The sequence below is a fragment of the Mesorhizobium sp. M0410 genome, from assembly GCF_040321435.1.
GTDB lineage: Bacteria > Pseudomonadota > Alphaproteobacteria > Rhizobiales > Rhizobiaceae > Mesorhizobium.
In genome coordinates, this window is record NZ_JAMYRN010000007.1 from 180,940 (window position 1) to 193,050 (window position 12,111).

At 62.2% G+C, this 12,111-nt stretch carries 13 protein-coding genes and 2 pseudogenes; 6 read left to right on the forward strand and 9 right to left on the reverse strand.

What is annotated here, in order from left to right; translation table 11 throughout:
- The first annotated feature begins 306 nt into the window (after nucleotides 1-306).
- Nucleotides 307-1,299: a tRNA dihydrouridine(20/20a) synthase DusA gene (gene dusA, locus NKI63_RS12395; RefSeq protein ID WP_352821661.1), complete on the forward strand. Its 993-nt coding sequence runs from the start codon at nucleotides 307-309 to the stop codon at nucleotides 1,297-1,299.
- A gap of 6 nt (nucleotides 1,300-1,305) precedes the next feature.
- Here the strand turns inward: dusA and NKI63_RS12400 are convergent, their stop codons facing one another.
- Both NKI63_RS12400 and NKI63_RS12405 read right to left on the reverse strand, forming a co-directional pair.
- Complete coding sequence (locus tag NKI63_RS12400; protein ID WP_352478885.1) at nucleotides 1,306-2,010, reverse strand: TIGR02281 family clan AA aspartic protease; 705 nt, start codon at nucleotides 2,008-2,010, stop codon at nucleotides 1,306-1,308.
- A gap of 13 nt (nucleotides 2,011-2,023) precedes the next feature.
- Nucleotides 2,024-2,257 carry a DUF1289 domain-containing protein gene (locus NKI63_RS12405; RefSeq protein WP_031193575.1) on the reverse strand — a complete coding sequence of 78 codons (234 nt, stop codon included), beginning with the start codon at nucleotides 2,255-2,257 and terminating at the stop codon, nucleotides 2,024-2,026.
- A 174-nt stretch (nucleotides 2,258-2,431) separates the two neighbouring features.
- On the opposite strand from NKI63_RS12405, the gene NKI63_RS12410 reads away from it, so the two are divergent.
- Nucleotides 2,432-3,430 carry a nicotinate-nucleotide--dimethylbenzimidazole phosphoribosyltransferase gene (locus NKI63_RS12410; protein ID WP_352508412.1) on the forward strand — a complete coding sequence of 333 codons (999 nt, stop codon included), beginning with the start codon at nucleotides 2,432-2,434 and terminating at the stop codon, nucleotides 3,428-3,430.
- A 3-nt stretch (nucleotides 3,431-3,433) separates the two neighbouring features.
- On the opposite strand, the gene NKI63_RS12415 is transcribed toward NKI63_RS12410, so the two are convergent.
- A complete protein-coding gene (locus NKI63_RS12415) occupies nucleotides 3,434-4,948 on the reverse strand; it encodes a sensor histidine kinase (RefSeq protein WP_352508413.1) in 1,515 nt (504 codons plus the stop codon).
- 75 nt (nucleotides 4,949-5,023) lie between these two features.
- On the opposite strand from NKI63_RS12415, the gene NKI63_RS12420 reads away from it, so the two are divergent.
- The 4 genes and pseudogenes from NKI63_RS12420 to NKI63_RS12435 all read left to right on the forward strand — a co-directional run bounded on the left by NKI63_RS12420 (nucleotide 5,024) and on the right by NKI63_RS12435 (nucleotide 7,625).
- Nucleotides 5,024-5,647, forward strand: a complete 624-nt coding sequence (locus NKI63_RS12420) for a thermonuclease family protein (RefSeq protein WP_352821664.1) — start codon at nucleotides 5,024-5,026, stop codon at nucleotides 5,645-5,647.
- Between the two features lie 42 nt (nucleotides 5,648-5,689).
- Nucleotides 5,690-6,301 (forward strand): glutathione S-transferase, encoded by a 612-nt coding sequence (locus NKI63_RS12425; RefSeq protein ID WP_352508415.1) that lies wholly within the window; start codon nucleotides 5,690-5,692, stop codon nucleotides 6,299-6,301.
- A gap of 13 nt (nucleotides 6,302-6,314) precedes the next feature.
- Nucleotides 6,315-6,932, forward strand: a pseudogene (locus NKI63_RS12430) (uracil-DNA glycosylase family protein); the annotation flags it as partial.
- A gap of 201 nt (nucleotides 6,933-7,133) precedes the next feature.
- Nucleotides 7,134-7,625: an Lrp/AsnC family transcriptional regulator gene (locus NKI63_RS12435; RefSeq protein ID WP_023675006.1), complete on the forward strand. Its 492-nt coding sequence runs from the start codon at nucleotides 7,134-7,136 to the stop codon at nucleotides 7,623-7,625.
- Nucleotides 7,626-7,636: 11 nt separating this feature from the next.
- Here the strand turns inward: NKI63_RS12435 and NKI63_RS12440 are convergent, their stop codons facing one another.
- The 6 genes and pseudogenes from NKI63_RS12440 to NKI63_RS12465 form a co-directional block, all read right to left on the reverse strand.
- Nucleotides 7,637-8,209 carry a DUF3299 domain-containing protein gene (locus NKI63_RS12440; protein WP_023675008.1) on the reverse strand — a complete coding sequence of 191 codons (573 nt, stop codon included), beginning with the start codon at nucleotides 8,207-8,209 and terminating at the stop codon, nucleotides 7,637-7,639.
- A gap of 68 nt (nucleotides 8,210-8,277) precedes the next feature.
- Complete coding sequence (locus tag NKI63_RS12445; RefSeq protein WP_352508416.1) at nucleotides 8,278-8,721, reverse strand: GNAT family N-acetyltransferase; 444 nt, start codon at nucleotides 8,719-8,721, stop codon at nucleotides 8,278-8,280.
- 86 nt (nucleotides 8,722-8,807) lie between these two features.
- Nucleotides 8,808-9,512 (reverse strand): DNA alkylation repair protein, encoded by a 705-nt coding sequence (locus NKI63_RS12450; protein ID WP_352508417.1) that lies wholly within the window; start codon nucleotides 9,510-9,512, stop codon nucleotides 8,808-8,810.
- 9 nt (nucleotides 9,513-9,521) lie between these two features.
- Nucleotides 9,522-10,394: pseudogene (locus NKI63_RS12455) on the reverse strand (NAD(P)-dependent oxidoreductase); the annotation flags it as partial.
- 61 nt (nucleotides 10,395-10,455) lie between these two features.
- Nucleotides 10,456-11,283, reverse strand: a complete 828-nt coding sequence (locus NKI63_RS12460) for an ABC transporter permease (RefSeq protein WP_023675012.1) — start codon at nucleotides 11,281-11,283, stop codon at nucleotides 10,456-10,458.
- Nucleotides 11,280-11,993: an ABC transporter permease gene (locus NKI63_RS12465; RefSeq protein WP_023675013.1), complete on the reverse strand. Its 714-nt coding sequence runs from the start codon at nucleotides 11,991-11,993 to the stop codon at nucleotides 11,280-11,282. Before NKI63_RS12465 ends, NKI63_RS12460 begins: the two co-directional genes overlap by 4 nt.
- Between the last annotated feature and the right edge of the window lie 118 nt (nucleotides 11,994-12,111).

Below are 12,111 nucleotides of genomic sequence, written 5' to 3' on the forward strand. Positions count from 1 at the left end.
CCGAAATCATGGATGCAATCCGGTCGCGCAAGCCGGACGAGGCGGCGGCGGCGCGGCGGCATGTCGAATCCGCGTGGCAGATCGCCCGCAACACGCTTCGCCTTGGCTGACTGGTATGCCGCCGGCGGTGCATCGTTCCACGGCAGGCATCTAACTGGTGCGTACAGTGACATTGTGACATGCCAATTTGCTTTCAGTTGCGGCGGCAAAATCGTATATCGGGTTAGTTAGGTGTTGTATCTCTTGCTAAATTGCTCTGTCATTCGAACGGAGTATCGGACGGACTGAGACAGAGAAACTAGTAAAATGAATATGTTACGCCACAAAGTTGCCGTGGCACCTATGATGGACTGGACGGACCGGCACTGCCGGTTCTTCCATCGCCAGCTGACGCGCGAGGCGCTGCTCTACACCGAGATGGTGGTGGCCGATGCGGTCATCCACGGCGCACGCGAGCGGCTGCTTGGCTTCGACGACAGCGAACATCCGGTGGCGCTGCAACTCGGCGGCGCCGATCCGGGAAAGCTGGCCGAGGCGGCGCGCATCGGCGAAGCCTTCGGCTATGATGAAATCAACCTCAATGTCGGCTGCCCGTCCGACCGCGTCCAGTCGGGCACCTTCGGAGCCTGCCTGATGAAGGCGCCTGTGCTCGTCGCAGATTGCGTTGCGGCGATGAAGGCGGCGGTGAAAATACCGGTTACCGTCAAGTGCCGCATCGGCGTCGATGAGCAGGATCCGGAACCGGCACTCGATGCGTTGGCCGATGGTGTTTTCGCGACTGGCGCCGACGCGCTGTGGGTGCACGCCCGCAAGGCCTGGCTGGAAGGACTGAGCCCAAAGGAAAATCGTGACATCCCCCCGCTCGACTATGACCGCGTCTATCGGCTGAAAGCCAGAAAACAAAACAAATTCATCGGCATCAACGGCAGCATTCAATCTCTCGCAGAAGCGCTGACGCATCTCGACCATGTCGATGGCGCCATGCTCGGCCGCGCTGCCTATCACACGCCAGGGATACTGACCGGCATGGATGCCGCGTTTTACGGCAGCACAGCTGAGTTGTTCGACTTTGCCGCGCTGATCGACGCCATGGCGAACTATGCAGCACGCCATATCGAACAGGGTGGACGGCTCGGGCATGTCACCCGGCACATGGTCGGGCTGTTTCACGGCCTGCCTGGTGCACGCCGCTACCGGCAGATCCTCTCCACCGAGGCGACACGGCCGGGTGCCGGACCGGAGGTGCTGAAGTCAGCCTTCGCCGAGGTCGATTTCGGCAGGACCGCAGAGGCGGCCTGAGCAAACTCAATCCCGCAAGATCATGCGGTCGCCGCGCACGTCGAAACCCGACAGCGAGCTAATGAAATTCATGCCGAGCAGGCTCTGACCGAGGGTGCCGGGTGCGGCGATCATGATGGGCATGTCCTTGCGCACGATGCCGCCGATCGACAGTTCGTCGCTTCGCACCGACGCTGCGCGCGTCATGCCGTTGGCGGTCGAGATCGGGATGGTGAAGTGGAGAGCCGCCGAATTGAACCCGGCCGCCAGAGCGTCCTCGGCGGTCAGCACTGTGCTGGTCGCGCCGGTATCGACAACCGTCAGGATCGGCGTGCCGTTGATCGTGACGCGCGCTTCGAAATGGCCGCTGCCGGCCTTGTCCAGGGTGACGGTGGCATGGCCTTCTTCCACGCCCAGCGCCAGCGGACTGCCGGGAACAAGGCCCGCGGTGACGCGGCTGGCGAAATCCTGCAACTCATAGCGGTACTGATAGCCGGCGATCAGCGCCAGCACGATGGCGCCCCAGGCGCCGAGGCTGCGGGCCATGGTGCCCAACGGCCTGCCCGATCTGAGCAGGCCGGCGCCGACGAGTGCCGCTAAAGCGCCAAGCCAGATCAACTGGCTGAAATCGTAATTCTCAATGCCGAATGTACTGCCGGCGGAATCGTTGAGCATGAGCAGGAGTACACCTGCCCCGATCGCGACGATCAGAATCCACAGCAGTCGGTTCATCTGTGCGGCCGGTTCACGAGAGGGCGTCGCGTTCGCGTGCCATGCGGCTGCGACGGGTTTCCCGGCGGGGGCGTCGCTCGACCGTTTCCAGCCTTGCCGGGAGCTCGGCCATGACGCTGCGGCGGGTTTGCGGGGTCATGTCGATCCAGGCTGCGATTTCCTCGCGCGTGCGGCCGCAACCGAAACAGAAGCCGGTTTTCATATCGATCGAGCAGACCAGGATGCACGGGGATTCAATGGCCGTCATAAGGATTTCCTTGGCTAGCCTCCACATGGTGCAACGACAAAGTCAATGCAAGCCCTCCGGGATGCGCCGCCAGCAGGTGCTTTCGCGTCAATACCTCGAAGTTGTGCCGAGGTTGTGTCGGCCCGCCAAGGCGGCTATGCCGCTCACCAATTCACAAGGACGATTGCCATCGACATGACCAGCGCACTGCCCTTCGACGATTTTCGCGACCTCCTGGTGAGCCTGCCGCCGGCAGATATGGCTGCCAACACCCGGGTGCGCCAGTTGTTTGCCAAGGCAGACAAGCCCGAAGGCTCGCTTGGCCGCATCGAGGACATCGCCGCCTGGCTCGCCGGCTGGAGCGGTCGCGCGCCGCCGGCGGTGACGCGACCATTGGTGGCGATCTTTGCCGGCAATCATGGCGTCACCCGCCACGGCATTTCGCCGCGCCCCGCCGCCGCTACGGCAAATGCAGTCGAGCTCTGCGCCGCCGGCGGCGCAGCGATCAACCAGATCTGCATCGCCAACGATCTCGGCTTGAAGGTGTTCGATCTGGCTCTGCACATTCCGACAGCCGACATCACCGAGGATGCGGCACTGGACGAGCGCGGTTGCGCCGCCACCATGGCCTTCGGCATGGAGGCGATTGCCGGCGGCACCGACCTGCTTTGCCTTGGCGATCTCGGCGTTGGCAATTCGACTGTCGCCGCGGCCCTTTGCACGGCACTGTTCGGCGGCACCGGCGCCGACTGGGTCGGCCCTGGATCAGGGGCCGACACGGCGATGCAAAGGTGCAAGGCGGAGCTAGTCGATGCCGCGATCGCGTTTCACGGCGCGAGCCTCAAGGACCCGCTGGAAGCGCTGCGCCGGGTCGGTGGACGGGAATTCGCAGCGATCTGCGGCGCCATTCTGGCGGCGCGGATGCAGAAGATCCCGGTGCTGCTCGATGGGTTTGCGGTAACTGCGGCCGCTGGCGTCCTACATACCGCCAACCCCGCCGCGCTCGATCATTGTCTGCTCGCAAGCCTGTCGCCGGAGCCTGGTCATTCCAAGGCCGCCGAGCGCCTCGGCCTTCGCCCGCTGCTCGATCTGGGCGTCAGTCAAGGGGAGGGGGTAGGGGCGGCGCTTGCCGCCGGCCTGGTCAAGGCGGCCGCGCTGACCAGCTCCGGCATGGCAGCCGCGGTCGGCGGGTAGCATTCAGCGGCGGCGTGAAGCAACCGCCTTGGTCGGCAGCGCCGGCAGTTCCTCCATCACCCGGCTCAGCGGGAAGATGGCGATCGCCTCGGTCCCTTCGCGCAGCCTGGAATGGAGCTGGAATTCGCCGCCATGCATGGCCAGCAGGCCTTGCACGATCGGCAGGCCAAGCCCTGTACCCTGTTCGGCGCTCTTGATGGCGATCGAGCCCTGGCCGAAGGCCGAGAGCACGATCGGAATCTCGTCTTCCGGTATGCCCGGCCCATTGTCCTTGACGGAGAGATATTGCCCGCCGCCCGCCGTCCAGCCGACGCGCACGCGGATTTCGCCGCCGGTCGCGGTGAACTTGATGGCATTGGACAAGAGGTTGAGCACAATCTGCCGCACCGCGCGTTCGTCGGCAAACAGGCGCGGCAAGGCGTTTTCGAAATCCTGGACGATGCGGATGTCCTTGTTGCGCGCCTTCAACTCCATCATGTGGCAGCAATCCTCGACGACGGAAAGCAGCATCATCGGCTCCTCATTGAGCTGATAACGGCCCGCTTCGATGCGCGACAGGTCGAGGATTTCGTTGATCAGGTCGAGCAGATGCTGTCCGGAGTCGTGCACGTCACGGGCATAGTCGCGATATGTCGGGTTGCTCATCGGGCCGAGCACCTCGTTGGCCATTACTTCGGAAAAGCCGAGAATGGCGTTGAGCGGCGTGCGCAGTTCGTGGCTCATCGAGGCCAGGAAACGCGATTTCGCCAGATTGGCGTCTTCCGCCCGCCGCCGTGCCTCGTCCGACATCGATTTCGCCGTCTCCACTTCGGCGATCAGCGCATCCTTTTCGGAGCGGAACGAAAACAGCATCAGCGAGGAACGGTTGAGCTGGCGCGCCACATAGGCGAAGAACGGCAGCGACGAGATCAGCAACCCGGCCATGATCACTTCGACCGGCATCCATAATTTTGCACTGGCATAGGCATAGATGGCGACCGGGAGGGCGAAGGTCGCCAACAGCGCACCGCGAAGGGACGATGCCAGGATCGCGGTTGCCGACATGGCGAGCAGCAGCACCACCGCCTTGGCGACCTGGAACTGATCCATTTGGCAAGTTTCGCAGCCGAGCCATGCGAACCAAGCCCAGCCAAGCCCGCACAGAAAATGGCCGATCAGGAAATCCCTATGCGTTTCCAGCGGGTTGAGCTCGGACGCTTGAGTGACGCGTTTGGCCATGAATGCAACGATGGTATAGCAGATGAATGTGAACAGCGCCCAGACGCCGATCTCCTTGCCGATGCCCGCGAGCAAGCCTGCCGCGGCCGTTGCCAGAACGAGCAGCGGAAGGACGATCACGCCGCCGGTCATCGAAAGCGCGTGGAGCTTCAACAGCTCGCGGTCGAAGTCGGGATTTCCGGCTTGCTGCGAAAGACGGTCGCGCGTCTTGCGCACCGCGCGCGCGACATCGCTGTTGCGATGGCGTTTCCTGCGGTCCACAATAAACTTGTCCGCCGTGGTCGAGCGTTGCAGGGGCATGAAGTCTTCAATTTACACGGGCAGCAATTTCAAATCGTTAAGCTACGTTCGAATGATTAACCAACGGTTTGCCATATGAGCCGTTCGTGGTCGCGATGGCCGCGCCAGCGATACTATGCGCCACGTCCGCGAAGCCTGTGGCGCCGACTAATGGATCATGGGCTGACACTCATCGTGCTCGGCCTGGCGATCCTCCTGGCGGCGCGCCTCGACCGGATCGAGACGCGCAAGACGGAGGGCGCGGCCACCGTCAATGACGGCGATAGCATCACGCTCGGCGGCGAGCGTATCCGCATGCGCGGCATCGATGCGCCGGAATATTCGCAGATCTGCCGCAAGGACGGTGCCGACTATCCCTGCGGCAAGCTCGCGCGGCAGTCCCTGGTGCGGTTGATCGCCGGCAAAGCCGTCTCCTGCAGCGGCTGGCAGCGCGACCGCTACGGCAGGCTGCTCGGCGACTGCAAGGCCGGCGGCAAGGATCTCAACCGCGCGCAGGTCGAGGCCGGCTGGGCGGTCGCCTTTGGCGATTTCGAGACCGAGGAAGCTGCTGCGCGCGCGGGCAAAGCCGGCATCTGGGGCGGAACTTTCGACGAGCCGAAGAACTGGCGCGAGAGCCACGGCCATGAGCTGGTCGAAAGAAAGCACGGTACCTTGGCGTCGATCGGCGACGCCTTGCGCGAAATTTTTCGCTTCTGGTGAGCTGTCGCCTATAGTTCGTCGAGACGGACGAGGAGGATAGAGATGAAGCTGTTCGACGGCGGGCGCGCGCCCAATCCACGTCGGGTTCGGATTTTTCTGGCCGAAAAGGGACTTCAGGTTCCGCTGATGCCCGTCGACATGGGCGCGCTGGAGCACAAAGAGCAGCCGGTCAGCTCGCGCAATCCGCTGAAGCGTCTGCCGGTGCTCGAGCTCGACGACGGCACAGTCATCACCGAATCCGTCGCAATCTGTCGTTACTTCGAGGAACTGCACCCCGAGCCGGCTTTGTTCGGGCGTGGCGCGCTCGGCAAGGCGATCGTCGAGATGTGGCAAAGACGTGTGGAGTTCAATCTGTTCGGCTGCGTCGCCGCGGCGTTCCGGCACATCCACCCCGCAATGAGGGAATGGGAGATCCCGCAAATCCCCGAATGGGGCGAGGCCAACAAGCCGAAGGCGATCGAATTCCTGAGATTTCTGGACACTGAGCTCGCCGGCAGGGAATTCATCGCCGGCGATGCCTATTCGATCGCCGACATCACCGGGCTGGTCGCCATCGACTTCATGAAGCCGGCTCGCATCAAGGTACCCGAAGAGTGCACCAACGTGCTGCGCTGGCATCGGGAAATCTCCAGCCGGCCGAGTGCCGCCGCCTGACAACGAGTTCCGAATGAGCGAAGAGCTGGAAGCCTTGGCGGCGAGGGTACGCGCCTGCCGCATCTGCGTCGATAACCCGGCCGCCAGGCCGCTGCCGCACCAACCGCGGCCCGTGCTCAGGCCATCTTCGAGTGCGCGTATCCTGATCGCCAGCCAGGCGCCGGGTACCAAGGTTCACATTACAGGGATGCCGTTCACCGACGCCTCCGGCGACCGGCTGCGAAGCTGGCTGGGCGTCGGCAGCGAGGAATTTTACGACACGGACAAATTCGCCATCGTGCCGATGGGCTTTTGCTTTCCCGGTCAGGACGCCAGGGGCGCCGACCTGCCGCCGCGCCGCGAATGTGCGCCGGCATGGCGCACATCGCTGATGGCGCTGATGCCGCAAGTCGATATGGTGCTGACGATCGGCATCTACGCGCAAAGCTGGCATATGGGCGCGGCGCGCCGTCCCTCGCTGACGGAAACGGTCATGGATTGGCGTGCCATCTGGGCGGCGGCGACCGACCCGAAAGTCCTGCCGCTGCCGCACCCGTCCTGGCGCAACACCGGCTGGCTGAAGCGCAATCCATGGTTTGAAATGGATTTGCTGCCATTTCTGAGATCGGAAATCCGCTATCGCCTCGGCTAGGCATCCAGCAAGAAATCACTCGCTTTCGTACTGTGCGGCAGAATTTCTTTCTTGTAATAGGCTCGAACAAGAGGGATTATGGTAATCCATTCCTCGAAGCGCGTCGCGCATGAGGGGACGCGCGTTAAATTCTTGTTTTTATGCATGTCGTTGTGCCAAGGCCGCTGCGCACTTGGACGACTTGCATCAGGGGAGCACCCAATGGACCGCCTTGATAGAAAAATTCTCCGCCTCCTGCAGGAGGATGCGACGCTTGCAGTCGCCGACGTCGCCAAGAAGGTGGGCCTGTCGACGACGCCGTGCTGGCGGCGCATCCAGAAGCTCGAGGAAGAGGGCGTCATCAAGCGGCGCGTCGCCATCCTCGATCATGAAAAGGTCAATGTGCGGGTCACGGTGTTCGTCTCGATCCGCACCAATTCGCACAGCCATGAATGGCTGCGGCGCTTTTCGGAGGTCATCCAGGAATTCCCGGAAGTGGTCGAATTCTATCGCATGAGCGGCGACGTCGACTATCTCTTGCGCGTCGTGGTGCCCGATATCGCCGCCTACGACGCCTTCTACAAGCGGCTGATCGCCAAGATCGAGATCCGCGACGTGTCGTCTTCCTTCGCCATGGAGCAGATCAAATACACGACCGAGATGCCGCTGGATTACATGATGCTCGACAAGGAGTCCGGCGCGAACGCCGCCTGAGATTCTTCTGTTTAGTTCTTCTTTTTGTTGAGGAAACTCCAGGGCGAGTTGACCGGCAGCGTGATCGTGTCCGGCACGGTGTCGACATTGACCACCTCGGCCTTGCGCACGGTGTAGCCCGACTGGATGACGCTGACGCCGTCAAGGATGAAAAGCTGGCTCTTCTCCATGCCCGGCCGTAATGCGCCGGTCACCGAAACCGGCTGGTAGGCCTCGGACATCCTGTAAGGGTGTGCAGGCGTGACGAGGACGATCTGGTTGGGCGGCGGCGTCGGCATGTGGCTGCAGGCTCCCGTCCACGGCACCAGCAGGAATTGGTAGACGAGATCACCGTCGCGATCGACCGGCAGCGCATAGCCCGCGAGCTGCACGGTCTTGTCCTGCAAGTTGAGTGAGAGCGTCTCGCCATGATCCGGCATTTTGGCCGCAATCATTGGCAGTCCGACGCTTTCGGCGGCTGCCTGGGTCGCCGGGCGCAGATCCTTCCAGAAAATATGCATCGTCCCGGCGCAAGCGCTGTCTGCCACAATGGACACGAACACCGCGGCCGCCAGGATCGCTCCTGATTTGAGACGGTTGCTCATTGCTGCTCCACTGTTGAGCCTTGACCTTGCTGCCGGTGACATCAAGTAAAACCGCCGCTGCCCACAGGTCAACGTTCAAGCCGCATCACATGCCGGCGCGAGCCGGTCATGCCGATCTCGCGAAAGCCGCGGGCGGCGAACGTGTCCCGAAAACCCATAAAGCTGTAGCTCGGCGACGCCTGGTCGACCGGATAGGCTTCGATCGTCCTGGCGCCTTTGGCAAAGGCGTGATCGATGGCCGCGTCGAGCAATGCGCTTGCCAGCCCGCCGCCGCGCAGCGCTCTCGGTACATAGAAGCAGACGATCGACCAGATGCCCATCTCGCTATCGTCCTGCTGCCGTGACAGCTTGCGGTAGGTCTCGCGCGGCGCAATCGAGCACCAGCCGACGGTCCGGCCATCGATCTGGGCGACAATGCCGACCGGCGTGCCGGCGTCGATCAGCGTCATCATCGCGCGTTTCTTCTCGTCGTTCTCGACATGCTCGCGGCGGTCGAGATTGCGCCAAGCCATACACCAGCCCGCCGGGTTGCTCGAACAGGTTTTCGAAATCGGCGCGCGTCGATTGCGTCACCTCCGTGAAGCGCACTTCGCTCAGGTCAAGCTTTTCTGGCGGCGAGCCGCTCGAGCGTCTTGGCATCGGAAAGTTCCTTCACGGCGTCCTTGCCGATCCAGCGTGCGGTCCTGTCTGTCGAGGCCGCCAGTTTTAGCGCCACGGCAAGGGCAGGGCCGTGCAAATTCATCGATCGCTTGCCGATCGAACGAAGCGCCCAGTTCACGGCCTTCTTCACAAAATTGCGGCCGTCGGTCGCATGCGCTTCGATGATCGACAGGAATTCGAGGAAGGTCGTCTTGGGTTCCTTCTTCCGGTGGACTACCGACCAGGCCATCATCGCAAAAGCCGTGCGTCGAACGAATTCCCGTTCGTCGACCGCGAATTCGGCGATCAATTCCTTCCAGCAATCCGTATCGACAAAGAGATCGGAGACCCCGTCGACGATATCCCACGAGTCGAAAGTCGCCGCCCATCGTCTTGCATCCGCGGCGGAGAACCGCTCCGGATCGGCTGTCACGGAAGCGATGAACTGCGCCTCCATGATGCCTGTCTGCCAAAGCTCAAAGGCACGCTCATGGTTGCGCTTGATTTTCTTGGCAATCTGCCGCTGCACGCCATGCGAGATACCGAGCGCACGTTCGATCTTGATGCCGTAGCGCAGCATGCCAAGCCGATTTTCCTCCGAGGCGATCGAGCGCAGATGAGCAACGATTTCATCGGCGCTGGATTGAGGCGAAAGCTCGGCCACGGTGAAGTCCTATTTCTCCAGCCGCGCCAGCAGCGAGGACGTGTCCCAGCGCTTGCCGCCCATCGCCTGCACGTCCTTGTAGAACTGGTCGACAAGTGCCGTCACCGGCAGTTTGGCGCCGTTGCGGTCGGCCTCGGCGAGGCAGATGCCAAGATCCTTGCGCATCCAGTCGACGGCGAAGCCGAAATCATATTTGCCGGCATTCATCGTCTTGTGCCGGTTCTCCATCTGCCAGGAACCGGCCGCACCCTTGGAAATCACCTCGATGACCTTTTCGATGTCGAGCCCTGCCTTCTTGCCGAAATGGATGCCCTCGGCCAGGCCCTGAACGAGGCCGGCGATGCAGATCTGGTTGATCATCTTGGTGAGCTGGCCAGCCCCGGCCGGTCCCATCAATCCGACCATGCGGGCATAAGCATCTATGACTGGCTTGGCCCTGTCGAAGGCGTCGGGCTCGCCGCCGACCATCACGGTCAGCATGCCGTTCTCGGCGCCTGCCTGGCCGCCGGAGACCGGGGCGTCGAGGAACGCAAACCCGAGCGCTTGCGACTGCTGCGCCAGTTCGCGCGCGACCTCCGCCGATGCCGTGGTGTTGTCGATGAAGATGGCGCCTTTCTTCACGGAATTGAAGGCGCCTTCGGCACCGGTCGTCACCGAGCGCAGATCGTCGTCATTGCCGACGCAGGAAAAGACGAAGTCCTTGCCCGCGGCCGCCTCGGCTGGTGTCGCGGCGAAGCTGCCACCATGCTGGGCAACCCACTGCTCGGCCTTGGCCCTGGTGCGGTTGTAGACGGTGACGTCGTGACCGCCCTTGTTCTTGAGATGTCCGGCCATCGAATAGCCCATGACGCCAAGACCAAGAAATGCCACCGAAGCCATGTTTTCGAATCCCTTAGTAGCCTGCTTTGCGGTCTTCTTACCGGATCAGGCAAGGCGATGGGAGTCAGCGGTGCAGATGGATGGTGATGCGCCGTTCGATCCACTCGACGCCGTGGCGCAATGTTTCCACGATGATCAGATAGATGATCGCCGCCCAGATGTACGACTGAAAGTCGAAGGTGCGCGCATAGGTGAGCCGGGTGATGCCCATCAAATCGTAGACCGTGATGATGGCGACGATTGCCGAGCCCTTGATCATCAGGATGATCTCGTTGCCATACGGGCGCAACGCGACGATCAGCGCCTGCGGCAGGATGATCTTCCACATCGTCTGCAGTTTGTGCAGGCCGAGCGAGGCGGCACCTTCCCACTGGCCCCTCGGCACGCTCTCGATTGCGCCACGCAAAATCTCGGCCTGGTACGCGGCCGTATTCAGCGAAAAGGCGAAGATCGCGCAGTTGAACGCTTCGCGGAAGAAGCCCCACAGTCCGACCATCTCGAGCTCCGGCCGGAAGGAGCCGACCCCATAGTAGACCAGGAAGGTCTGCGCCAACAGCGGCGTGCCGCGAAAGAAATAGACATAGGCATAGGCGAACCCCGAAAGGATCGGGTTCTTCGACATGCGTGCATAGGCGATCGGCACCGACAGGATCGCGCCAAGCACAATCGAGATGGCAACCAGCAACAGGGTGATGCCGAGGCCGGATATGTAGCCGGGTGCATATTTCTGGAAGAACTCCGGGTTCCACGCAGCGACCAGGTAGACGACCATGCCAATGCCGAGAGCGATCCACAGGCCGACCAGGACATGGCCGAGGATGCGTTGACGCGACCAGCCGCGTGCGGGCGGCGGCGGCCGGTCGACCTTCAGCGTGTCGGTGGCCAGGCTCATCTCTTGACCTCGCTGCCGCCGACCGCTCGTTCGATCGCATTGATGCCGAAGGAGGAGACGATCGCCAGCAGGAGATAGATCAGGCCGGCAAAACCGTAAAACAGGAAGGCATGCTTGGTGACGCGCGCGGCAACCCCGCTCTGCCTGAGGATCTCGTTGAGGCCAACGGCCGAGACGAGCGCGGTGTCCTTGAGCAGGATAAGCCAGAGATTGGCAAGTCCGGGTAATGCGATGCGGATCAACTGCGGCAGCACGATCAGCCGCATCGTCTGGCCGCTGGACAGGCCAACCGAATAGCCTCCCTCATATTGCCCTTTTGGAATGGCGCGGAAGGCGGATAAAAACACCTCGCTGGAATAAGAGGAGAAAATGAAGCAGAGCGCGATCATGCCGGCGACGAAACTGTTGACGTCGGCGGACGTTCCAGGGCTCACTAGGCGGACAATGTACTGCAGGATCAATGGGATGCCGAAGAAGATCAGAAACAGCGTGAGCAGCTCGGGTATTCCGCGAAAAATCGTGGTGTAGATGTTCCCGGCCAGTCTCAGCGACGGCTCTTCCGACTGTTTGGCCAGCGCCACGAAAAAGCCGAGCGTCAGCCCGAAGGGCAGAGTGGCCAGCGCAAGACATACTGTGACAAACACACCCGCGGCGATGTCGTCGAGCCAGCCTTCGGGTCCCCAACTGAGAAGCGTCAGTGCGCTCTGCATCCGCCTGCCTGTTCTCCTTGAGGCTCTTTGAGACCCGTGCCGCGTCACCCCTCGTGCGCGGCATCCTTATAAGAACGGCGGGAATCTCCCGCCGTTCAAGTCCTCGTATGTCGGTCGA

Bases quoted from the DNA above. Each gene is read 5' to 3' on its own strand.
- dusA (WP_352821661.1), top strand. From the start codon at position 307: ATGAATATGTTACGCCACAAAGTTGCCGTGGCACCTATGATGGACTGG.
- NKI63_RS12400 (WP_352478885.1), bottom strand. From the start codon at position 2,010: ATGAACCGACTGCTGTGGATTCTGATCGTCGCGATCGGGGCAGGTGTA.
- NKI63_RS12405 (WP_031193575.1), bottom strand. From the start codon at position 2,257: ATGACGGCCATTGAATCCCCGTGCATCCTGGTCTGCTCGATCGATATG.
- NKI63_RS12410 (WP_352508412.1), top strand. From the start codon at position 2,432: ATGACCAGCGCACTGCCCTTCGACGATTTTCGCGACCTCCTGGTGAGC.
- NKI63_RS12415 (WP_352508413.1), bottom strand. From the start codon at position 4,948: ATGCCCCTGCAACGCTCGACCACGGCGGACAAGTTTATTGTGGACCGC.
- NKI63_RS12420 (WP_352821664.1), top strand. From the start codon at position 5,024: ATGAGCCGTTCGTGGTCGCGATGGCCGCGCCAGCGATACTATGCGCCA.
- NKI63_RS12425 (WP_352508415.1), top strand. From the start codon at position 5,690: ATGAAGCTGTTCGACGGCGGGCGCGCGCCCAATCCACGTCGGGTTCGG.
- NKI63_RS12435 (WP_023675006.1), top strand. From the start codon at position 7,134: ATGGACCGCCTTGATAGAAAAATTCTCCGCCTCCTGCAGGAGGATGCG.
- NKI63_RS12440 (WP_023675008.1), bottom strand. From the start codon at position 8,209: ATGAGCAACCGTCTCAAATCAGGAGCGATCCTGGCGGCCGCGGTGTTC.
- NKI63_RS12445 (WP_352508416.1), bottom strand. From the start codon at position 8,721: ATGGCTTGGCGCAATCTCGACCGCCGCGAGCATGTCGAGAACGACGAG.
- NKI63_RS12460 (WP_023675012.1), bottom strand. From the start codon at position 11,283: ATGAGCCTGGCCACCGACACGCTGAAGGTCGACCGGCCGCCGCCGCCC.
- NKI63_RS12465 (WP_023675013.1), bottom strand. From the start codon at position 11,993: ATGCAGAGCGCACTGACGCTTCTCAGTTGGGGACCCGAAGGCTGGCTC.